Genomic DNA, 21165 nt, shown 5'->3' with positions numbered 1-21165 from the left:
ATTTTGCGGTTTTAAATCAGTGTCTCAATATCCGCCAGCAGATCGGTGCGGGTGTAGGGGATAATCAACTCAACCCGACCGACAGCGCCGTAGGCGACTTCATAGGGGTTGAAGTAGACGCAGACCCCGGCATCGGTGAGATAGTAGTGGGAGTTGGCATTGAGCTTACTGGCGATGGCGGTGAGATCAATGTCAGCGTAGCGGGGATCAGTATTTTTGAGGTTTTGAAATTCCGTCGTCAGCTTGGGACTGATCTGGTTATCAGGAATCGCCATGATATCCCCCAGGGTCAGTTCATCCCCGGTTTTGGTGCAAAAGCTGTGGGCCGTCAGCTCGCTATTGCCATGGGCGCCGCCGGTATAGGTGTACTGATCCTGAGTCACCGAGATAATATTGTTATTGTTGTAGCTTATTGCGGCATTGACAATGTTCTCGTATTTCCCGATCAGGTTCTGGCGGAAGGCGGGATTAGTGGTGTAGGCATTGATAAAGGTCGTCAGCTCGGCATTGTTGGCCTGCACCCAGCTGTTTTCTAGGGCTTCATAAAAGACGCTTAAATTCAGCTGCACCAGACTGTTGTCATAAAACACCGGCCGTTCGTAGCGGGAAGCGTAAACCCACTTAGCGGTATTGACGTCATAATAGTTTTCTTCCTGGGTTTGGGCGATGCCCATACTGTAAACACTGACAAACGGTCGGAGGGTGGAGCCCGGGGCGGCATGGCCTTTGCCAACCACGACGATTTCGATCGCTTCCAGCCGATAGCTAAGACCGGCAGACCCGGCGCTGTCACCGTTTTTAGCCCAGCCCAGCCAGCCCAGATTCTGAGCGTGGACCCGATAGTAGACATCAAAGAGATTGGCAGAGCTGCCGGTTAACTGGATCCGGATCGCTTCCAGCCGCAGGGACTGGCCATAGGTACCGCTGGTTTCGCCATCGTATTTCAGCTCCTGCCAGCCGATGTTCTGGACGTGGGTCTGGTATTCCACTCCCAGATCGTTGCCCTCATCGTTGACGGTAATTTCGATGGCCTCCAGCCGCAGCGACTGGCCAAAGGTACCGCTGGTCTGGCCGGCAGTTTTCCAATCCTGCCAGCCGATATTCTGGACATGGGTACGATAGTTGCAGGAAGGCCAGTTGAGCTGGACCGGTTCGGCCATGATGCTCTGGGGCAGGGCCAGCACCAGCAACATCAGGATAGTCAGCAACAAACCCGTCATTCTGGTAAATTTGTTGTTCATTTTGCAAACCTCACTTTCTTGTTTAAATAATGGGAATCCTTCCGTAAAAAACCACGTTCTTTACTTTCTTATTACCACCAGATACTTCGTTTAATCATCCCGGGACCGGCAATCAGAGAAAACGGCAGCATGTTTATGCCAGTGCCAGCGATGGATCGATTAAAAAATTAAGCAGCGGAAGCTGGAGTACTGCGTATAGCGGAACCCAGCCAGCGGGGTGGTTTTCTTTAATGGTTAAAGATTTCGTTATAATGAAATATATATGCAATAGCAACAAAAGTTTTCGATGTATCGAAATATTTTGTTGCTATTGCATTGCTCGTTCGATATAATAAAAGCAATAGAGAGGGAGTGATGGTTTTATGATAAAAAGAGAAAGCTATCTGCAACAAATCAGGCCTTTTATTAATCAGAATGTCATTAAGGTATTGACGGGGATTCGACGCTGCGGCAAATCGGTGATGCTGGATCTGATCAAAGATGAATTAATCGACCGCGGGGTTGACAACCGCCAGATTATTTCAATCAATTTGGAATCCGGCGAATGGTTGCTGAAAAATCGGGTCGATCAGCTTTACGATCATGTCAAAGAACAGGTGCTGCCAGCGAAAAAGATGTATCTGTTCCTCGATGAAATTCAGGAAATTAATGGCTGGGAAAAGGCCATCAATGCCTTTCTGATTGATTTTGATCTTGATATTTACATTACCGGTTCAAATGCCAAACTGCTTTCTGGAGAACTTGCCACCTATCTGGGGGGACGGTATGTGGAATTTAATATCTACCCCTTCTCCTTTAAGGAAGTTTACGAGATAAACAGGCTTGACGGCGGCGCTGCCGAGCTGCCCCAGCTGTTTCACAACTATCTGAGAATGGGTGGCATGCCGTTTATTTATGACGCCAACATTGATGAGAATTCCCAAAAAAAATATCTTTCCGACATCTATGATTCGGTGGTGTTAAAAGACATTGTTGAGCGAAACAAGGTCAGAAATATTGATTTGCTCCAGCGTATTCTGTTGTTTTTGATGGTCAATATTGGCAATCCATTTTCGGCACCGGCGATGATTAAATTTTTAAAGAACGAAAAAAGAAGTCTCTCGCAGGAAACGGTTTATAATTATCTCAATTATTGCGAAGCAGCTTGTTTTGCACACCTGGTTGAAAGAGAAGATATTGTTGGTAAGCAGGTGCTAAAGTTTCAGGAGAAAATCTATTTAACGGACCATGGTTTCAGAGAAGTACTTTACGGAAATAACGAACGGGATATCCAGCAGGTTTTGGAAAATATTGTTTATATGGAACTATTAAGACGCGGGTATGCCGTCAAAGTGGGAAAGGTGTCAACCACCGAAGTCGACTTTGTGGCCGACCGGGGAAGTGAACGGATTTATTACCAGGTTGCTTATATTTTAGCAGAAGCAGCAACGGTCGAAAGAGAATTTTCGCCGTTAGAAGCAATCTCCGATAATTATCCTAAATTCGTCCTCACGATGGATGATTTCGACCGCAGCCGCAATGGTATTCAACATTTAAACATTATAAAATTTCTCTTAGCAGACTAGGATAAAGACTAGCAAGTGCGTCAAAATTTTATTGCCAATCTAATGCGGCGCGATTTATCCCCCGGATATCCGGTTGTTGCCATAAAAAAGGCAACCGTTGATGAAGTCCGGGGGTTTTTATTGTTAACCATTAATAAATAGATTATAATAGGGTAATATAAGAGTATCAATTTATGTCATGGTCATCATGAGAAACGGAGGTCAAAACAATGAACCCATTTTTAGAACTGCAAGGCAAAGCCAAGGACGATTTCTATCAGTCCAAATACGATTACTACAAGCGCTTTAATCTGGGCATCCTGTTTGCCTCATCGCTGCTGTTTTTTATTCTGTTTGTCCCGGACTGGCAGATTTACAAACAGGTTTCCTGGCTGTCACTGCTGTTAAGAAGTCTAGTAGTGATTCCATTGGCGGTGGTGGTGGTAGCCTACCGTAAAACCAGCAATTATAAAATCATGTCTGCCATTTCGCTGATCATGGTGCATGCCATGATCTGGGGAAATATCTGGGTGGTCTCTTACATGTCGGATCAAATTTATATGAATGAAGGCTTCCTGATCATGAGCTTTATTCTGCTGCTGGCTTCCTTCAGTGCACCGCCATTCTTTGCGATGATTGCCCAACTGGGTTTGATTGGGGATATTCTGCTGGCTGACAATCTCTACCATTTTAGCAATCTGGATGTGATGCTGGCCATCAATATTCAGGTGATCGTTTTGTTATGCCTGGTGGATATGATTGTCACCCGGTTTTACTATGATCATTATGTGACCCAGAAAAAACTGGAGTTTGCCCTTTTTCACGACCCGCTGACCCAGGTTTTCAACCGCCGCCAGCTGCACAAGATTATGGGTGAGGGCCATGATCTGTCTTTTCTGAGTGATAACATTGCCATCCTGATTATGGATGTGGATCATTTTAAACAGGTCAATGATACATATGGGCATGATGAGGGTGATCGTATTCTGATGTTTGTGGCAGATTGCATCCGATACAGTCTGCGGGGGCCGGATCTGGTGATCCGATGGGGCGGCGAGGAGTTTGTCGCGCTATTATTTGACTGTTCCCCGGAGCAGGCCAGCCTGGTGGCGGAGCGGATTCGCCATTCGGTGGAAAACTCCGTTAATGGGGTCTGCAGAATTACCATTTCGCTGGGAGTAGCCATCTATCCCGGCGGCGACTGTTTTGAGACCATCAAAAAAGCTGATCAGGCTCTGTATGTGGCCAAGCATGGCGGCCGCAACAAGGTCGTCAGCTATGAGGAACTGGATGAAGAAGTGTTGGCTGAGCTAGCCATCAAGGGACAAACCGATGTTTGAATGATTAAGAAGAGACAAACGTATCAACGTCTGGTTAGAAAAAAAGCAGTGAGCCTCGAGCCGCTGCTTTTTTGACCCAAATCTACGTCTTTTAACGTTGGACAGGATGTTATTTCCATGGTAAGATTCAGCTAATTGTTTATTTGTTTTCATTATAAAAAAATAGTCGTTTTACTGCCGGTTAGGTTTAAAATTACCTATGATTCAAACTGATTGGAGAAAAATCATGAACAGCAAGTTTATTTACTGGTGTGCATTTATCACACTGGTTTTTCTATGCCTGCCGGTGACGACATTGGCCGCCGACAACCCAGTGGGGGTAGCCTATCGCGGACATATCCAGGACGTCGGGGATTACCCTGCTGATGGCAGTTGGGTCGACAGCCCGGCAATCATCGGTACTGAGGGTCAGTCCAAACGGATTGAAGGGTTTGAAATCAAACTGACCGGTGAAATTCCCGCCGGGATGGAAATGCGCTATAACGTCCACGTTCAGAATAAGGGCTGGCTTTATGATGAAAACGATTCTGCCAACTGGCCCAAAGATGGCGATTACGCCGGCACGAGAGGCGAAAGCCTACGGATTGAAGCCGTTAAAATTGTCCTGACGGATAGTGATGGAAAACCGGTTCCCGGCTACAGTGTCCAGTACCGGGGCCATGTTCAGAATGTTGGGGATCTGCCCGCCGATGAAAGCCAGTGGATCAAAGACGGCGATCAGCTGGGCACGGTGGGGAGCTCGCTGCGGCTGGAAGCCCTGCTGGTGAAAGTCACCAAAAATCAAACCGATTTAACCGCTTATCAGGCGCTGCTGACAGCCATCGGAAAGTCCGCAGAAACGGACTATACGGCTGCGTCCTGGGGAACTTTGCAAAAAGCCCTGACCGACAACGCGGTAACAGCCGACAATAGCCAGCTTGAAGTAAATAAAGCCACGACTGCCATCCAGAAAGCTGTTGACGGGCTGGCGAAAAAAGCGGCAGCGGTGGTTTATGATACCGCTGGCACCTACGGCCCGGAAACCGGCACCGAGGTGATCGATGGTGATGTGATCGTTAAAGCCGATGGGATAACGCTGCGGAATCTTCACATCAATGGTGATCTGACCATAGGCGCAGATCAGGTCGCTGAAAAGACTGAAGAAAGCGCCGCTGACACGATTAATGCTGACCAAATTACACAAGAAACAACAGGTTCCATAACGACTGAACTCGAAAATCTTTATATCGAGTATTTTACTAGACTGTCAGCGGGGACGGGGGTCGGTATTTCAGGAAGTCCGTCACAAGCGTTCTCATTTTCCTTACCAGGCGGCACCCAGTTCACGGCAACCACTCCGGGTGGGGGAACAGGAACGGGTGCACCGATGCAAATCACGGCCGGCAGCAGTGGCGGCTCTCCCGGTGGCGTTAGTATTGGCGGCGCCATTGGCAGCCTTAGCTTACAGACACCAGGCACGCAACTCTCCTTAGCACCGGGCTGCCAAGTGCAACTGCTCTCGCTTCAATCGGGGGCATTGAATTGCGGCATTTTAACGCCACCGACGGCCGTGATCCAAAGCGCGGTGGTGCAAGCACCAGGAGCTATTTTCTCGGGTCCGGGAGCGATCCAACACGCTGATATTCGGGCCAATGGCGCCATCTTTGCAACCCGTCCGGGTGCTTTTACAGTGGCGCCGGGAGTTACGGCGCAGCCGAGCATGCCAGCACCGCCTAATTCTGGTGGTGACGGCGGCGGTGGCGGTTATACACCCACCCAATCACAACCGGTCATCAGCCCATCCGGGGCAGTTGCCTTTCCAACCACGGTGACCATTTCCTCACAAGGGGCGGACGCCATCTACTATACCACCGATGGATCGAACCCGACGACGGCTGGTGCCCAAAATACCACAAAAGTAGTTGGGGGATCGGCAGAAATCTCAGTTACCAGCAATATCACACTAAAGGTCGTTGCCACTCGGTCCGGGTATTACGACAGTGCGATTGCCAGTGCGACTTTCACCCAGGCGGCATCCGCCGACCTGACGGGTATTGCCCTCAGCACAACAACAGACAATTTTACGTTTACACCGGCAACCTATAACTACCCCAGCGTCACCGTGCCATATGATACCCAAAGCATCAACATTACCCCCAGTGGTAGTGGCAGTATCACCGTGGATGGAAAAACTACGGCAAATGGAATGCCATCCGAGCCGATTGTGGTCAGTTTTAAAGTTGAAAAAATCATCGAAGTTGTCACCAAGGAACAAGGAAAAGCACCAAAAACCTATACCATCAAGGTCACGCCCGGTGTAGGCAGTTTTACCCCCTCCCAGAATCCCGTCACCTTTAGTCCGACTGACGGAGCGATGACGTTTCCAGCTACTGTGGCGCTGTCGTCAATCGAGGCGGAAGCCATCTACTACACCACCGATGGATCAGACCCGTCGACAGTGGCCGGGGCAACAAATACTATCGTAAAGACCGGCACAACGGCAACGATTACCATTGATCAGGCGATGACCGTCAAGGCTATTGCCACCCGGGCCGGTTATTTAAACAGTGGCGTGACCAGTGCGACCTACACCCTGCCGGCATCCGCCGACCTAACGGGCATCGGCCTCAACGTTCCAGCGGAAAACTTTGTTTTTTCAGCCACCACTTATAATTACCCCAACGTCACCGTGGCCAATGATGTGGAAGGGATCACGGTTACCCCCAGCGGCAGTGGCGTCATCAAGGTGGCCGACACGACGGTGGCCAGCGGAGCGTCACTCACGATCCCGGTCAGCTATAAGACCGAAACAACCATTACGATTGTTAATCAGGAACAGGGCAAAACGGCAAAAACCTATACCATCAAGGTGACACCCAGCAGCGGTGTTGTCATACCCAAGGTGACGACGCAAAATACAACCTTTACCGCTACTACCACCTCTCTGGATTTAAATACCAGTGGTATATTTGGCATTAAACCCGGCACCAGCGGCGTATTATCTAATGTCGTGTTTGCCAGTAATAATACGAGCATGATTGCCTCGGGTTACACAGGGGATGGGAAGATCCCGATCTTAAAGGACGGCACCGTCACGCTGACGTTTGCAACCGCCAGCGTGATTCTCGGTGAGAGTACTTATAATAATATCAGTCTAAACAATGTGGTGATTGTAGTCAGATCATCTGCCAACCTGGCTAAAGTCAACAGCGGCACTGGGACAGTCGATGATTATGCCAAAGCCGGCATTACCGGCGTAGTGGCCGGCAATCTGAGCGGTATTAATCATGCGGTTGCAGCGGCACGAACAGCGGCGTCTGGGGTGGATCTGGACCAGACCGCTATACAGAATCTGGTGGCTGGTTATCTGGACGGGGCCAACAATTTTACCCTCGCTTTGGAAAAAAACTACTCTAAAATGCAAAACGATGCATTCAACCTGAGCATTACCAATGCCAAGGACAGCTATGGCAATCTTTTAAGCGGGGTAAAGGATATTGCCATCACGCTTACCAGCAATCAAAGTGATTTGAACTGCGGTACAAAGGTGACTTTTGCCAACGGCACGGCAACGGTACCCCTTAGCCTCAGTCAAATCGGGGCTCATACATTGACCGTTGCGATTAATGGAGGGTCCGCGAGTCCGATTCTGCCGGTGACGGTTTATTCAAAGCTGAGTTTTTCATCAGCTAATACCGTCAGCGGTTATGCTGCAGCCAACGGTCCCGTTGTGGTTATCCCGCCGGATAATCAGGGGACACCCGTGACCGCGATTGGGGATGGCGTTTTTGCAAAGACAGACATTGAATTGTGGGACGTCAATGTTACAAGTATTACGGCGGTGACCATCCCTGCCAGTGTCACTGCCATTGGCGCGAGTGCGTTTAAAAATTGCAAAAACCTTACCACCGTGACATTTACAGGGACTTCAGCTCTGCAAACCATTGGAGCCAATGCATTTAACAGCTGTTGGACACTCACGCCATTTGAGATTCCGGCCAGTGTCACAACCATTGGCGACGGCGCTTTTAATGTTTGCTCTGCCTTTAGTACTGTGACGTTTGCTGCGGATTCACAGTTGTCAACCATTGGTGAAGGCGCATTTCAAGGCTGTAAGATGACGACTATCCATATCCCGGAGAAATTAGAAACCATAGGAATCAATGCTTTTGATGGTTGTAGTACACTTACCAACGTAACGTTTGCGGAGAATTCAAATTTATTAACCATTGGCAAAAGCGCTTTTTTTAACTGCAGCCTAACGACCATCCAGATCCCGGCGAAGGTAACGACCATTGGCACAAATGCTTTTCATAATAACGCGCTGACTGGCACCCTCACCATCCCTAACTCAGTGACGTCCATCGGTGCTGATGCTTTTAGCATCAACAATCTGACTGAGCTGCTTATTCAAGGTGATGGCAACCTCGTAATTATGGAGGGTGCATTTAATCCATCATCGGAGGAGAAAAACAATCCCATTTCAAAAATTACCATCCCGGCCGGAGTCACAATCGATTCCACTGCCAATACCATGGGGAAAAATGATGGAGGGTTAATAACTGCCTATACAGCCGGCGGTGCTGGCACCTACACCTATAATCCCAACACGTCCATCTGGTCAAAATAACCATAACAATAAAGGAGAAAACATTTATGACAATTTCAGTAATTTCAGTAGGCAATTTTTGGGACGGGCTGACCGATGCGCCAGTCGGGCCCCGGGAAATTCTGGTTAAAGACGGCGTGATTCAGGAAATCGGCAGCACCGTGGCGGCACCCGCCGGGACCGAGCGCATCGATCTGGGCGACAAACTGGTGATGCCCGGGTTGATTGACGCCCATGTGCACATTACCTCCCGGTCCGAACTGCCCGGCGGGTTCTGGAGCTATTCCTCGGCGGCCAAGGCGCTTTACGGTGCCGAGGCCCTCAAAATTCACCTGAACAACGGTTTTACCACCGTCCGGGACTGTGGCGATATGGATGTGACCGGCTACACCATTCAGGATATCAAACATGCGGTCGATTCCGGCCTGATTGAAGGCGCCCGGCTGATTACGTCGGGCCATATGATTTCCCCTCGGGGCGGCCATATGGATCTGACCACGCTGCTCAATCCCGTTTGCAATGCCACCCAGAACTGCCTGGCGGACGGGCCGGACGAGATCCGCAGCACCGTGCGAAATGAAATCAAGTGGGAGGCTGACTGGATTAAGTTTGCCGCTTCCGGCGGATTTTCCAGCCCCTCGGATGACCCGGTTTATGTGGCCTATACCCAGGAAGAAATGAATGTGCTGGTGGAAACGGCGTCCCAGCAGGACCGCCCAGTGGCCGCCCATGTGATGGGGGATGAAGCCGTGAAAATGGCCGTGACGGCCGGGGTGCGCTCGGTTGAGCATGGCAGCCTGGCATCCCAGGCGACGATTGATCTGATTACCGAAAAAGGCGTTTTTGTGATTCTCACCCACTATGCGGTGGTTCGCGGGGCTCGGTTTGCCGATGATGATCAGTACTGGGTCACCTCCGGCGCGACCCCGGCGGCGAAACGAAAGGTGCGCAAATATAAGGATGCCTTGCTGGAAACCGCCGCCAATTTTGCCAACAGCAAGGTCAAACTGGTGTTTGGCACCGATCTGGGACTCCACGACTACGGCGTCACCGGCGCTAAGGAGTTTGGGGAAATGGTCATCAATGGCATTGCCCCGGTGCGAGCCCTGCGCGCGGCCACCAGTGTGGCGGCCGAAATGCTGAGGCGGGACGATCTCGGGGTGCTGGCCCCGGGCAAAACAGCTGATATCATCGCCGTTGCCGGAGATCCTTTTGCCGATATTACCGCCATGGAAACCGTCGCCTTTGTCATGAAGGCCGGTAAGGTATATAAAGAAATCTAGAACGTCATGTCAAAAAAGTAGCGACCATTGGGTCGCTACTTTTTTGATTGTTCTGCTAAAATTACTGTTATTAAAAAAATAGACACCGTCATCTCGATTGCTGCCAGCGCTTTTAGTGATGGCAAGGAATTTAATAACAATTACGATTCCGAATAAAGTGATTTTTATTGGTACAACAGCTTTTTTCAACTCCGGGTTAAAGACCATCACCCTCACCAACGCCGGCGGGAAGGTTTTTTTATGTTTGGCAACGCGTAAGTCCGTAAGCAGCTAAAACAGCTCCCCAAATAGTACATGAAATACAAGCAAACATATATACGAAGTGGGAGAAATAACATTGATATAATCAAAATATACGGACGAATGGTGAAGAAAACACAAATATCACGATTTCATGCTGCTTTTTAAGATAAGCCGATTAATAAAAAATGGGTTGGTGGTGAAAATGTATCATTAAAAAAAGAGTGTAAACGATTGACATCTTTGATATAATGATGACGTTCATTGCAATGGGTGTTGAACAAGTTTAAAAATATTGGAGGTGAAACTGGCAGTATTCTTGGCCATATCCGTGGATGAAAAATAAAACTAATCGAATTTTTCCTCCATGGCTTAGATGAAACGTGAGGATAATATGAAACAGTTCAAGAAAAAAAAAGTGCCTGCCGATCGTCAGAAAACCAAACAGGAGAGCCATCCCGTCGGCATCGAAAAGTCGGAAACCGCACCGGCGGCAGCCGTGTTTACCAGTGTGGAATGCCCGCATTTACGGGCTGCCGATTTGGAAAAGCGCAGTCCCGGCAGGCGCGCATCCGCTGTTACGGCAAACTGTACAAGGTCAGCCAGAGCGATTCCTGCTTAATGATCTGCATTAAATGCAAGCTCGAAGGCAAAAAGATTCTGATGGAAATCAACGGCAGTGAGAGTCGCCATATACGGGCGAATTCACCGGAGTATGAGGCCTTATATCCCCTGCTTAAGCCGATCCGATGTCACAATTGTGAGAGTCGGGTGCTGGATCTGTATCAGGTTCACGGAGAAGCGATCCTGGATCTGAAATGTAGCAATGACTGCCATCAGGGATTGTATCCGGTGTAATCAGACGATCAGACCCTGGTAGCAGATAAAGCAGGAATGTTTCATTGGTCACCAATAGATAAAGCCCGGCAAATGGCGGGATTAAGATAAAAAACAGCGATAGAGATAAACGATTTTGGCGCCGAAATCATATCGAGTTATGAAAATAAAAAGTGGAGATTTTACGTGGGATAAGCCCATAAAAGATTCATAAAAACAATAATATGAGATACGATGTGGAGCGAAATTATCGGATATGAAACAAAATAGCATAAAAATGGAGGAATAAGTCTCCTGAAAGACCGGGAGCGACCAAAAACAGAAGCAAAAATAATTAAATAAAGGAAGACTAAGATGAAACATACTGAGTTAAGATGCGCCTGCATAAGCGGAGCGACTAAGATACCGGATGTTCACAATTTTTGGGGTGACCCAGACGTTTGTGTGCATGCGGTATTTTTTATGGGGCGCGGGCAGGATATCCGCTGCCGATACCGTGTCGCCAAAGGTTAATCCGTTGGCGGCTGCAGCTCGGACACGATGTGGCTGTGTCCGTTCTGATGCCGACAACTGGATGTAACCTTTAGCGGTACTGGCTGGATAATTGATGCCATACCCCGAACGTCACGCATCCATACCGTAGGGGCTGGCATTGCCGGCCCGAAACGTTGCGGTGACACCAACGCCTGGGCTACCCCAAAATGGTCGAAATGTGAATAATGGAATTGAATTATAAGATGACAAGGGATTTATCGGTACTGGCAGATTATTTGCAGGGGGCGACGGACCTGGATGCGGCGCTGGACCCGCACAAGCCGCACATCGTCGGGATTTCCCTGGCGGTGACGGCGGAAACCGGGATCTATCTGCCGCTGGCCCATGATGGCTGTGCGAATACCGACCGAAAAAGGGTGCTGGACTATTTAAGAAACCGGGTGTTTGAGCATTCAACAGTTCTGAAAATCGTACACAACCTGTGCTTTGAAGCGAAGTTTCTGCTGGCGCTGGGGATTGTCCTGGTGCACCCGGTTTACGACACCATGGCGGCGGCCCAGCTGGTTCTCAAGGATGAAAATCCCTCCACGGCTACTGGCTGATGGCGCCGGATGACAGCGGGCGATCATGGATCGCCCCTACAGGAGCGGAGCGAGCGGAAAACAACCACATCCAGCCAAATACCGGCGACCACATCCGGCCGGATCCCGTAGGGGCGATTCCCAATCGCCCGCAACGTCTGGCCACCCGGCAGCGCATCTGGCTGCACACTCAATACCTGACCCTGCTGGAAGACCAGGAAGCCATTCTTTATGCGGCCACGCCGGCCACCCGGCAGTGCACCCGGGAGCGGATTGCGCTCGCAAAAGCCTGGCTGGAAGAAGACGCCGCCGTTCTGGTCAACCAGACCCAGGCTCTAATGGCCGTCATCGACGGACTGATCGAGCCCCGGGTCCAGGAAATCATGGCCCGACGGTACCTCAAGAACCAGCCCTTTGCGGACATTGCCGCGGCGATGGCCTACGACCTGCGCTGGGTGTACCGGCTACATCAGCGGGGACTGCTGGCGGCGGACGGGTCATCGGCCATATAGTCTTTTCCCCATTCACACATGGCGGCCAGAATCGGGTAGAGGCTGCTGCCGAAATCGGTGAGGGAATACTCGGTTTTGGGCGGAACAACCGCATAAACCGCCCGGTTGATCAGGCCGTCCCGCTCCAGCTCCCGCAATTGCTGGGTGAGCATCTTCGGGGTAGCCTGTTGGACGATTTTCTGGAGTTCGTTAAACCGCAGAGTGCGGTCAACCAGATTCCACAGAATTTTTGTTTTGTATTTGCCGCCGATCAGGCTGATGGTGGCGTCAATGGGACAGCAGAAGTGTTTTTTTTCGTTCATATTTCTCCTCTTGATCATTTAATGAAGGTCCAGCAATTGCAAACCGAACTAAACTTTTGCAATGTTCTGAAAAAATGAATACTTAGTATCATTTAGGGTAGTAAGTAACAATAAAGTGCATTCTTGATTTAATGAAATTAACTGATAAAATAATACCATGTAATGGAAAATGAATCAATGATGTTAATTGGCGTCGCCTTTACGAAGGTCATGGGCCAAAAATAAATAAAATTTGGAGGAAAAAATGAACACAATTTTTAATCGAAGCAGTATTAGAAAGTATCAGAACAAGGAAGTGGAAGCGGCTAAGATTGAGCAGTTATTAAAGGCGGCGATGGCGGCACCCTCTGCCGGCAATCAGCAACCGTGGGAATTCTTTGTGATTAAAAACAAGGCGACCCTGGCCGCCCTGGCTGACTGCAGTCCCTACGGCGGATGTATCAAAGATGCCGCCGTTGCCATTGTCCCGGCCTACCGCAAGGAAATCATGATGCCCGATTTTGCCGTGATCGATTTGAGCAACGCCACCCAGAATATTTTGCTGGAAGTCACCGAACTGGGCCTCGGCGCCGTTTGGATTGGCATCGCGCCGCTGGCAGACCGGATGGAAAATGTCCGAAAAGTCCTGCAGATTCCGGATCAGCTGGAACCCTTTGCCATCATTCCCATCGGTTATCCCATCGAACCGGCTCCTCAGAGCGACCGTTATGATGCCACTCGGGTTCATTTCGAATAAATAATTTAGACCCCCTTCGGCGTCGTTAACCGAAATCACAAACAACCGCATCAGCAACCAGCCTTCCGGTGACACTGTCATCAGGAAGGCTTTTTTGGTTTGTTTACAGGAATAATTACCGGGGCGCTAGGGGTAATGGCGGCAGCAGCGGGGCGATGGCGGCAGAGACCGTCTGCTAGAGAGAGCTAATCATCGAAATAAAACGAAAAATTCAATAAAATCAATAAAAATAACAAAATAAAGCAATTAAAATAAAACAAATATCGAAATAGACGTAATATCAGTTGATAGCTTCAGAATTTATGGGTATAATATTAAAAAAGATCATTTAGGAGAAATCACAATGCTTATCATGTTTAAAGTAAAAAATTATACCTCGTTTAAGAATGAATCGATCCTGGATATGAGAGCCACCGCCTATATTCAGCATCCATCACATGTGATCCATGTCGATGAAAAGTTGAGTCTCGTCAAAACAAGTGCTTTGTTTGGAGCCAATGCCTCAGGTAAATCAAACTTCATTGCGGCGATGTTTTTCTTTGAACAGTATATTTTTTCGCAGTTTATCAATAAAAAAGAAACTGATGATTTTGATGCAGCAGAAAATCAGATGCGGGTAAAATTAGAACCTTTTATGCTTTCAGATGAGGATAATGATGCGTCTGAATTTGACATCATCTTTCTTCATAATGGGAAGCAGTTTCAATATGGTTTTGAATGCACATCCAAAGAAGTTTTGAATGAATGGTTTTATATCGATGACAAAAAAGTCTTTGAGCGAAAAAAAACCGTTGTGACATTTGGCAGGTCCTATCAGAAGCAATTAAGTGCTTATCAGAAAATTCCAGCAGAAAGGCTTTATATAGCCGTTCTTGAGTATTTCCTTGATGATGAGACAAGAAAGCTAGTGCTCAATGATTTTTTGTCATTCTTCATCAATGAGTATGATGTGTTTTCAGAAATACTGTTTGAATCGACGGTAAAAAAACTGGCAGGTTCGATTAAGATTACGAAAAAATTGCTTGATGATGAGACGTATCGCGGTAGAGTTGAGCGTTATTTGCAATCCATCGATGTCGGAATCAGCCGTTTGGATGTCCAGACGGAAGTACTGACGAATCGCAGCACCGGCGAAAAAACAGAGGAACAAATGGTGCGGACAGTACATGCTGTATATAATAAATCTGGTGATGCTGTCGGCGAAAAGTACTTTGATTTAAAACAGGAGTCCACCGGCACCCTTCGCTTCCTAGCCTATATCCAGAATATCATTGAAATGATTGATAAAGGAGGGGTATTTATAGTTGATGAAATGTCGGCCCGACTCCATCCGTTGCTGACAAAATTAATTGTTGATCTGTTTCAGTCAAGCACTAATCAGAAGGCCCAGCTGATCTTTACGACCCACGACATCTCCCTTATGAATAATGCCCAGTTCCGGCGTGATGAAATTGTTTTTGTCGATAAAAATCCTCAGGGAGAATCGACTTTATATGCCTTGTCTGATTTAAAAGTCCGCGAGGATGCCAGCTTCACTAAAGATTATTTACAGGGCAAGTATGGCGCCATTCCTATTTTTAATTACGATGACCTGGTAAATGGTGGCCTTGATGGCTAGAACCGTATTATCGACTAAACGGTTATCACAGACAAAAGAAATGAATATTGGACAGACGATCATATTTTGTGAAGGCCCGACAGAAAAAATCTATTTCGATTATTTTTCAGAGATTATTGAAAAGAACAAATTCACAGATATTCAAGTTGAAGTCGAAACGGTTGGGGGAAATGCCCGGACCGTCTTGAATTTTGCCAATGCATTCTTAGCGAATGAAAAAAACAATCGAAAATTTACCAACTATGCAAAATATCTGGTGTTCGATTGTGATGCATCCGCAGCATCATTCAAAATGGTGACTTAGAGAGAGCGATTGACCATGCGAAAGCGCTTGGCGATGGCTATCGTGAAGAAGGAAAGTCCGTTTTTACCAATATAAAAGAAATGAATCCCTATACTAATGTGTATAAATTGATTGAACAATTTTTGATAGCGGTATCAAAATAGATTGTAGAAATACGAATAAAAAAATACGGCAACCGGAATAAATATCGGGTGGGGCCGTGATGATGCGTAAATCGATGCTGTTCATCCCTCCTAAAGAAAGCATCAGAAAAAAATGCCATAAAAAGATGCAGGCTTCGACGGCCCAACTTCTTTTTATGGCGTTCCCCAAATATAGGGTGATGATAACAGCTTATCGTGTGATTGAAAACAAGCAAAAAGGTGCTTTTTTAGAATTGCTCACAGTCAATTCTAGCGGCTAACCATGTTTTGAATCGATCTTCAGTATTTTCGCACTTATCCTGGCCGTAGTCGGCCGCAATATCAAAGGGTTCAAGCGCAATTTCGCGCGCCTGCAACTGGGCAAAGAATTCTTCCATAAACACCCCTTTTTCGAATAACGTGTCACAGGATGGACTTTCCGAAATACCTACAATTCCCAATAGTTGATAACCGTTTTTGTGATATTCTGCAAGCTGTTCAACGATACTCAAAGATAATGTCCCGGCATGTTTTCGAAAAGCAACGGTATCATATTCCGCTTTACTTCGGGGTTCTCGAGCTTCGCCAGAAAATGTGAACTCCGGGCAGGGCAATTGCAAGATAGAAATATGCTGCGCTAATATTATCCGGATTATTTCATTAAAGCCGCCTGCGGCTCGTTCCCAATCTCTGACAACCGCATTCTGATTTAAGATACAGTGGGCTAATATTATAATTCTTTTATTTCGATACATTTTGGATTAATTCCCAGTTTGAACTGCTGCATAAAAGTTGCGGGTATTCGCTTGATAACCAAATAAACAAGCACACAACTTAAGGTTTTATCGACAACATTGCTTAACACGCGGGGAATAAATGCCGCTGCAAAAACTTGCTGTCCACTTGCCAATAACCAGGCAAACATCACATCTGAAAAGCCCCCGGCAATTCCGCCATACAAAAATACAGCGATTGGCGTCCCAATTAGCGGCGAAACAACAGAGAGTATTAACCCCGTAACGATCGCGGTCACTAAATTAAATTTAAATTTTTTGAAGATTAAACCAACAATAATACCGATGACAATATTTACCAGGGCAAAGGGAAAGTTGGTCGGATCGACCAAAATACCTAACATAAAGTTTGTCACTAAACCAACCAGAGCCCCCCAAATTGGGCCAAATAAAACGGCAACCATGATGGTACCGATGGTATCAAGAAATAGCAGCGGGATATTTAACAACTGGACCACCATTCCAAAAACAATATTGATGGCCACACCGATTGCTGCAAATACAACAATTTTCGAACTAAAATTTTCCATAACAAGTCTCCTTCTCTTTCAATTGTATAAATTTTAACATACTAGCAGCAAAAGATATGAAGGATATAACTTAATGGAATATTCACAATTTTCATATAACTTTTTGGAATGAGAAGAAACTTGTTTCAGCTTTGGGCGATTAACACAATAGCGAGACTATGATACAATACCGGTATATTAAAAGAAGGTGGCTGGATAAGTGCATCAAAAAGAAAAAAACAGTACGGCGAATTTAATCAAGCATACCCGGAATATGAAATATATTCTGGCTTTTGAAGGAATTATTATCGGGATTATCGCCGGAACTCTGGCCATTATCTATCGTCTGGCGATGACCTACTCCGAAAGCACCTTAACATTCATATCGGCTTATGAAAGTACCCATACCTGGGCCATTGCGGTCTGGTTCGGGGCATTGGCGTTAATGGGCCTGGTCGTTGGATTGCTGGTGAAATGGGAGCCGATGATTGCCGGCAGCGGCATTCCTCAAGTTGAAGGGGAACTACAAGGTTATTTCAAAGTTAACTGGCTGCGGGTCATTGTCGGGAAAGTGATTGGCGGCATCATTTGTATGTTTGGCGGACTGTCCCTAGGCCGGGAAGGGCCGTCCGTGCAATTAGGCGCCATGGGCGGCAAGGGCTTCTCAAAAATATTTAAACGGATCAATATAGAAGAACGCTATCTGATCACCTGTGGCGCCAGTGCCGGTCTGGCGGCGGCGTTTAATGCCCCGCTGGCCGGAACCATCTTCGCTCTGGAAGAAATTCACAAGAATTTTTCAGCGACGATTCTGTTTTCCGCCATGACGGCTTCCATCACCGCGGATTTCGTGTCAAAATATGTTTTTGGTTTAAGTCCGGTTTTTCATTTTACCATCAATGGCTTTATTCCCCTGGAAGACTATTGGCTGGTGGTTATCCTGGGGGTGCTGCTGGGCTTTGCCGGCGTTCTTTACAACGCGGTGCTTTTGAAAACCCAGGCGCTTTACGGCAAAATTAAAGGGCTGAAAGCCGAATATCGGCCGATGATTCCGTTCATATTGGCCGGTTTATTGGGCTTGACAATGCCCCAGGTATTAGGCGGCGGCAATACGATGATCCAGCTGTTGGGCAGTGGCAAACTCGTGATGACCGGGATGCTGGCGTTGCTGGCGGTAAAATTTATTTTTTCGATGCTCAGCTTTGGTTCCGGAGCACCCGGCGGGATTTTCTTTCCCTTGTTGGTTCTGGGCGCATACATCGGCGGCATCTTCGGAACAGTTGCGGCGGCGTACTTTGGGATTGATCCGATCCTGATCAACAATTTTGTGATCATTGCGATGGCCGGCTATTTCGCCGCGATTGTCCGGGCGCCCATTACCGGAATTGTGCTGATAACCGAAATGACGGGTTCGTTTGATCATCTTTTGGCATTGTCGGTGGTTGTTATCACCGCCGAACTGACGGCCGGACTGCTGCACGGCAGACCCATTTACGATGCACTGCTGGACCGTATTCTGGAAAAACGCGGCGAGAAACCGTTTGTTGACAGTACCGAAAAAATTCTTATCTCGATGAAGGTTCGGGACAATGCGATGGTCTGCAATCAGTTGATTGCCGATATCAAATGGCCGGAACCGTGCCTGCTGGTTTCGATTCTCCGCGGCGGCAGGGAAATCATTCCCAAAGGGGATACCGTCATTTGTGCACTGGATACGCTGGTGGCCCTGACCGATGAGACGAACACCATTATGATCAATGAGGTGCTAATGGAAATGTGCGAAGAACCGAAATGATGAAGAGCCAACAGAATCGATTCTGTTGGCTCGTTTTTTAGGTGCGCCAGCTTTTTTATTGAACCCGATGTCTGCCGCTGCCGTCGGTTTTGATTTGGTACATCCCAAAATAACCATGATCGTAATAGATCCAGTCGCCCACGACATTGATCCGGGTCGCCACATCATCAAACAGCCTGTTTTTTTCGGTGCCGTCGGTTTTTATCTTGTAAAGTTTGTCATTGTCCCCATCGTCAGCATAGTAGATCCAGTCCCCGACGACATTGATATACGCCGCCCGATCGCTGCTTAGCTTCGTTTTTTCGGTGCCGTCCGTGCGGATTTTGTAGAGCTCGCCAAAATCGCCAAACCCCCTGGTAGTACCTTTTTCAACGGTTGCCGGGGTGTAGCAATAATAAATCCAGTCATCCGTCGCATTGATGATCGACGCGGCATCATCACACAGTTTGGTTTTTTCAGACCCGTCGGTTTTGATCTTGTAGATGGCGCCGCCGAATTTTTCGCCCTCAGGCGATGGGCGGCAATAGTAAATCCAGTCAGCCACGACATTGATGATCGACACCCTGTCATCACTCAGGATGGTTTTCTCGCTGCCGTCGGTTTTAATTTTAGTTAGACCGCTGCCACTATAGTAAATCCAGTCGCCGATCACATTGAGATAGAAAGCGCCCTCATCCGTTAAAACGGTTTTTTCAGACCCGTCCGTGCGGATTTTGGCTAACCGGTTCTGATCGCTAAAATCGGTAAAATAGATCCAGTCACCCACCACATTGAGATACGCGGTCCGCTCAGCAGACAGCTTGATTTTTCCCGACCCGTCGGTTTTGATCTTGTCCAGTTTCCCGTTGTCGTTCTGATCGGAATAATAAATCCAGTCGCCCTGGAGTGCCGCATAGCCCCAGTTGGCGATGTTGCCGCCGGTATTGCCAATGGTGTTGACCGCGGTCTCACTGTTTGTCCTGCCTGAATCGCGATTGCTGGCCGTACTGCAGCCGGAAAAAACGATTACCGAAACGGCGCAGCAGAGCAAGGCCCAGATGATTTTTTTCATGGCGTCCATCCTCCTTTCAAAATGCTGAACGGATGCACTACAACCCCTTATTCTTCTTTTGTTTTTAACAAACGATAGAGCCCAATGCTGAGACCCGTCGTTGCCCCCAGCGAAGCAACCAATACCATGGCCGCCAGGTTGATGCCAGCCAAAACGAGGCCGCTTGTTTGCCACGACAGCAGTCCGAAGGGAATGGCCGTGAGGCCGCATACCAAGGCAGAGAACCCGATTGACCGGGCGCCAATAAATATCGGCCCGATGAAAGCGCCGTAAACAGCATTGGCGAGGACAAAACAAATAAGAAATGCCAGGTGAAAAATGAAAAAACCGCTGGCAAACAGCCACAAAATTTCAATAAAGTAGATGACGAAGAGACAGCCGATTCCGAGGGTGCTTAAAACGATGGTTTTGATCAGCGTCGTGATCGTGAAGATTTTAAATAGCAGCAGCAACAGGATTCCGCCGATGGCCGCGCCGACAAACAGGATTATAAAATCATCGGAGGGATAGGCGCTGTCATAAAAAGAACCGGAAACATCAAATTTGAAAAACGCAGCCAGCAGGCCGACCAGCGTTCCCCCGGCCAGATAGGCAACGAAGCCCATCAGCAGGGTAAACAGCGGGTCGGTTTTGTGATCGGCCCGAACGAGGCCGCTTGAAGTTATTTTATGACTACTCTTTTTCGGCATCATCGCTAGCCGCACTTTTCTTTTCCGGGCCGGACAGTTTCCCCTTAGCAATGGAAGCCATCAGCTGGTAGGCCGCTCGTAAGGTTTCATACTCATTGATGTCGATAATTGCATATTTACCGCGACCGTCCTCCGTTAAAAAGACCGGTTCGCCCTCAGTAATTTCCTGCAAAACAGCGGCATAGTTTTTCAAATCAGTAAGTGGCTTTATATTTGGCATGATGAGAACCTCCCTTTTATTATTGTTGTTATTATACCCACGTCAGCGGAAATGCAACGGCCCGGGCGAAAAAGATTTTAGCATTTGGCGGTCCGGGAACTGGTGTGGGTCTTGAATATTAACGTGTGCGGGCGATCCTGGATCGCCCCTACGGTTGGGAATAAACGTGGGATAGAAGCCAGACGTTCGGCATCATCCCGTAGGGGCTGGCCATGCCGGCCCGCCAACGTCGGGGTGGAAATTGGCGTCGAGCTTGAACATCAACGTCGGGGTGGAAATTAGCGTCGGGCTTGAACACCAACGTTGGGCTGAGAATCCTTTCAGCTTTCTTTAGTAAAGCTGATAAACATTGCGATTACCCGGT

At 47.9% G+C, this 21165-nt stretch carries 22 protein-coding genes; 15 read left to right on the top strand and 7 right to left on the bottom strand.

What is annotated here, in order from left to right; translation table 11 throughout:
• Positions 1-11: 11 nt before the first annotated feature.
• A complete protein-coding gene (locus FZC41_RS10455) occupies positions 12-1241 on the bottom strand; it encodes a DUF3298 domain-containing protein (RefSeq protein ID WP_148567356.1) in 1230 nt (409 codons plus the stop codon).
• A 362-nt stretch (positions 1242-1603) separates the two neighbouring features.
• Here FZC41_RS10455 and FZC41_RS10450 point away from each other — a divergent pair, with 362 nt between their 5' ends.
• The 9 genes from FZC41_RS10450 (at position 1604) to FZC41_RS10415 (ending at position 12661) form a co-directional block, all read left to right on the top strand.
• Positions 1604-2806, top strand: a complete 1203-nt coding sequence (locus FZC41_RS10450) for an ATP-binding protein (RefSeq protein ID WP_148567355.1) — start codon at positions 1604-1606, stop codon at positions 2804-2806.
• Between the two features lie 209 nt (positions 2807-3015).
• Complete coding sequence (locus FZC41_RS10445; protein WP_148567354.1) at positions 3016-4125, top strand: GGDEF domain-containing protein; 1110 nt, start codon at positions 3016-3018, stop codon at positions 4123-4125.
• Positions 4126-4351: 226 nt separating this feature from the next.
• Positions 4352-8734, top strand: a complete 4383-nt coding sequence (locus FZC41_RS10440; protein WP_170253954.1) for a leucine-rich repeat protein — start codon at positions 4352-4354, stop codon at positions 8732-8734.
• 26 nt (positions 8735-8760) lie between these two features.
• A complete protein-coding gene (locus FZC41_RS10435; protein WP_148567352.1) occupies positions 8761-9996 on the top strand; it encodes a metal-dependent hydrolase family protein in 1236 nt (411 codons plus the stop codon).
• Between the two features lie 634 nt (positions 9997-10630).
• Positions 10631-10858, top strand: coding sequence for a hypothetical protein (locus tag FZC41_RS10430; protein ID WP_148567351.1), 228 nt, complete (start codon positions 10631-10633; stop codon positions 10856-10858).
• Positions 10858-11094: a hypothetical protein gene (locus FZC41_RS10425; RefSeq protein ID WP_148567350.1), complete on the top strand. Its 237-nt coding sequence runs from the start codon at positions 10858-10860 to the stop codon at positions 11092-11094. Before FZC41_RS10430 ends, FZC41_RS10425 begins: the two co-directional genes overlap by 1 nt.
• A gap of 333 nt (positions 11095-11427) precedes the next feature.
• Complete coding sequence (locus FZC41_RS17305; protein ID WP_170253952.1) at positions 11428-11586, top strand: hypothetical protein; 159 nt, start codon at positions 11428-11430, stop codon at positions 11584-11586.
• Positions 11587-11792: 206 nt separating this feature from the next.
• The gene (locus FZC41_RS10420; protein WP_148567349.1) at positions 11793-12170 is read left to right on the top strand and encodes a 3'-5' exonuclease family protein; all 378 of its coding nucleotides are present in this window, start codon (positions 11793-11795) and stop codon (positions 12168-12170) included.
• Positions 12170-12661: a hypothetical protein gene (locus FZC41_RS10415; protein ID WP_148567348.1), complete on the top strand. Its 492-nt coding sequence runs from the start codon at positions 12170-12172 to the stop codon at positions 12659-12661. The genes FZC41_RS10420 and FZC41_RS10415 overlap by 1 nt, the downstream gene beginning before the upstream one ends.
• Here FZC41_RS10415 and FZC41_RS10410 read toward each other — a convergent pair.
• Positions 12619-12963 carry a winged helix-turn-helix transcriptional regulator gene (locus tag FZC41_RS10410; protein ID WP_148567347.1) on the bottom strand — a complete coding sequence of 115 codons (345 nt, stop codon included), beginning with the start codon at positions 12961-12963 and terminating at the stop codon, positions 12619-12621. The two genes, FZC41_RS10415 and FZC41_RS10410, sit on opposite strands and share 43 nt — an antisense overlap.
• 244 nt (positions 12964-13207) lie before the next feature.
• On the opposite strand from FZC41_RS10410, the gene FZC41_RS10405 reads away from it, so the two are divergent.
• The 4 genes from FZC41_RS10405 (at position 13208) to FZC41_RS10390 (ending at position 16024) form a co-directional block, all read left to right on the top strand.
• Positions 13208-13699 (top strand): nitroreductase family protein, encoded by a 492-nt coding sequence (locus FZC41_RS10405; protein ID WP_148567346.1) that lies wholly within the window; start codon positions 13208-13210, stop codon positions 13697-13699.
• Positions 13700-14042: 343 nt separating this feature from the next.
• Complete coding sequence (locus FZC41_RS10400) at positions 14043-15317, top strand: AAA family ATPase (protein ID WP_148567345.1); 1275 nt, start codon at positions 14043-14045, stop codon at positions 15315-15317.
• Positions 15310-15621, top strand: coding sequence for an RloB domain-containing protein (locus FZC41_RS10395; protein WP_170253951.1), 312 nt, complete (start codon positions 15310-15312; stop codon positions 15619-15621). The genes FZC41_RS10400 and FZC41_RS10395 overlap by 8 nt, the downstream gene beginning before the upstream one ends.
• 199 nt (positions 15622-15820) lie before the next feature.
• Complete coding sequence (locus FZC41_RS10390; protein WP_148567343.1) at positions 15821-16024, top strand: hypothetical protein; 204 nt, start codon at positions 15821-15823, stop codon at positions 16022-16024.
• Here FZC41_RS10390 and FZC41_RS10385 read toward each other — a convergent pair.
• Together FZC41_RS10385 and FZC41_RS10380 are read right to left on the bottom strand one after the other, a co-directional pair.
• Positions 15992-16498 (bottom strand): CD3072 family TudS-related putative desulfidase, encoded by a 507-nt coding sequence (locus tag FZC41_RS10385; RefSeq protein ID WP_148567342.1) that lies wholly within the window; start codon positions 16496-16498, stop codon positions 15992-15994. The genes FZC41_RS10390 and FZC41_RS10385 overlap by 33 nt on opposite strands.
• Positions 16474-17067, bottom strand: coding sequence for a CD3073 family putative ECF transporter S component (locus FZC41_RS10380; protein WP_148567341.1), 594 nt, complete (start codon positions 17065-17067; stop codon positions 16474-16476). The genes FZC41_RS10385 and FZC41_RS10380 overlap by 25 nt, the downstream gene beginning before the upstream one ends.
• A gap of 199 nt (positions 17068-17266) precedes the next feature.
• On the opposite strand from FZC41_RS10380, the gene FZC41_RS10375 reads away from it, so the two are divergent.
• Complete coding sequence (locus FZC41_RS10375) at positions 17267-18841, top strand: ClC family H(+)/Cl(-) exchange transporter (protein WP_338000851.1); 1575 nt, start codon at positions 17267-17269, stop codon at positions 18839-18841.
• 55 nt (positions 18842-18896) lie between these two features.
• On the opposite strand, the gene FZC41_RS10370 is transcribed toward FZC41_RS10375, so the two are convergent.
• From FZC41_RS10370 to FZC41_RS10365, 3 genes are all read right to left on the bottom strand, one after another.
• A complete protein-coding gene (locus FZC41_RS10370) occupies positions 18897-19871 on the bottom strand; it encodes a DUF5050 domain-containing protein (protein ID WP_170253950.1) in 975 nt (324 codons plus the stop codon).
• 68 nt (positions 19872-19939) lie between these two features.
• Entirely contained in the window at positions 19940-20584 is a 645-nt protein-coding gene (locus FZC41_RS17300; RefSeq protein ID WP_170253949.1) for a hypothetical protein, read from the bottom strand.
• Positions 20565-20801 (bottom strand): type II toxin-antitoxin system Phd/YefM family antitoxin, encoded by a 237-nt coding sequence (locus FZC41_RS10365; protein WP_148567339.1) that lies wholly within the window; start codon positions 20799-20801, stop codon positions 20565-20567. Before FZC41_RS10365 ends, FZC41_RS17300 begins: the two co-directional genes overlap by 20 nt.
• A 111-nt stretch (positions 20802-20912) precedes the next feature.
• Here FZC41_RS10365 and FZC41_RS17295 point away from each other — a divergent pair, with 111 nt between their 5' ends.
• A complete protein-coding gene (locus FZC41_RS17295; RefSeq protein WP_170253948.1) occupies positions 20913-21083 on the top strand; it encodes a hypothetical protein in 171 nt (56 codons plus the stop codon).
• The last annotated feature ends 82 nt before the right edge of the window (positions 21084-21165 follow it).

The organism is Acetobacterium paludosum, assembly GCF_008086595.1.
Taxonomy (GTDB): Bacteria; Bacillota; Clostridia; order Eubacteriales; family Eubacteriaceae; genus Acetobacterium; species Acetobacterium paludosum.
Note: the sequence above shows the minus strand (reverse complement) of the source record. Positions and strands in the feature narration are given on the sequence as shown.

What these genes read in the sequence shown, in the direction of transcription:
- FZC41_RS10455 (WP_148567356.1), bottom strand. Translation starts at nt 1,241, where the DNA reads ATGAACAACAAATTTACCAGAATGACGGGTTTGTTGCTGACTATCCTG.
- FZC41_RS10450 (WP_148567355.1), top strand. Translation starts at nt 1,604, where the DNA reads ATGATAAAAAGAGAAAGCTATCTGCAACAAATCAGGCCTTTTATTAAT.
- FZC41_RS10445 (WP_148567354.1), top strand. Translation starts at nt 3,016, where the DNA reads ATGAACCCATTTTTAGAACTGCAAGGCAAAGCCAAGGACGATTTCTAT.
- FZC41_RS10440 (WP_170253954.1), top strand. Translation starts at nt 4,352, where the DNA reads ATGAACAGCAAGTTTATTTACTGGTGTGCATTTATCACACTGGTTTTT.
- FZC41_RS10435 (WP_148567352.1), top strand. Translation starts at nt 8,761, where the DNA reads ATGACAATTTCAGTAATTTCAGTAGGCAATTTTTGGGACGGGCTGACC.
- FZC41_RS10430 (WP_148567351.1), top strand. Translation starts at nt 10,631, where the DNA reads ATGAAACAGTTCAAGAAAAAAAAAGTGCCTGCCGATCGTCAGAAAACC.
- FZC41_RS10425 (WP_148567350.1), top strand. Translation starts at nt 10,858, where the DNA reads ATGATCTGCATTAAATGCAAGCTCGAAGGCAAAAAGATTCTGATGGAA.
- FZC41_RS17305 (WP_170253952.1), top strand. Translation starts at nt 11,428, where the DNA reads ATGAAACATACTGAGTTAAGATGCGCCTGCATAAGCGGAGCGACTAAG.
- FZC41_RS10420 (WP_148567349.1), top strand. Translation starts at nt 11,793, where the DNA reads ATGGAATTGAATTATAAGATGACAAGGGATTTATCGGTACTGGCAGAT.
- FZC41_RS10415 (WP_148567348.1), top strand. Translation starts at nt 12,170, where the DNA reads ATGGCGCCGGATGACAGCGGGCGATCATGGATCGCCCCTACAGGAGCG.
- FZC41_RS10410 (WP_148567347.1), bottom strand. Translation starts at nt 12,963, where the DNA reads ATGAACGAAAAAAAACACTTCTGCTGTCCCATTGACGCCACCATCAGC.
- FZC41_RS10405 (WP_148567346.1), top strand. Translation starts at nt 13,208, where the DNA reads ATGAACACAATTTTTAATCGAAGCAGTATTAGAAAGTATCAGAACAAG.
- FZC41_RS10400 (WP_148567345.1), top strand. Translation starts at nt 14,043, where the DNA reads ATGCTTATCATGTTTAAAGTAAAAAATTATACCTCGTTTAAGAATGAA.
- FZC41_RS10395 (WP_170253951.1), top strand. Translation starts at nt 15,310, where the DNA reads ATGGCTAGAACCGTATTATCGACTAAACGGTTATCACAGACAAAAGAA.
- FZC41_RS10385 (WP_148567342.1), bottom strand. Translation starts at nt 16,498, where the DNA reads ATGTATCGAAATAAAAGAATTATAATATTAGCCCACTGTATCTTAAAT.
- FZC41_RS10380 (WP_148567341.1), bottom strand. Translation starts at nt 17,067, where the DNA reads ATGGAAAATTTTAGTTCGAAAATTGTTGTATTTGCAGCAATCGGTGTG.
- FZC41_RS17300 (WP_170253949.1), bottom strand. Translation starts at nt 20,584, where the DNA reads ATGATGCCGAAAAAGAGTAGTCATAAAATAACTTCAAGCGGCCTCGTT.
- FZC41_RS10365 (WP_148567339.1), bottom strand. Translation starts at nt 20,801, where the DNA reads ATGCCAAATATAAAGCCACTTACTGATTTGAAAAACTATGCCGCTGTT.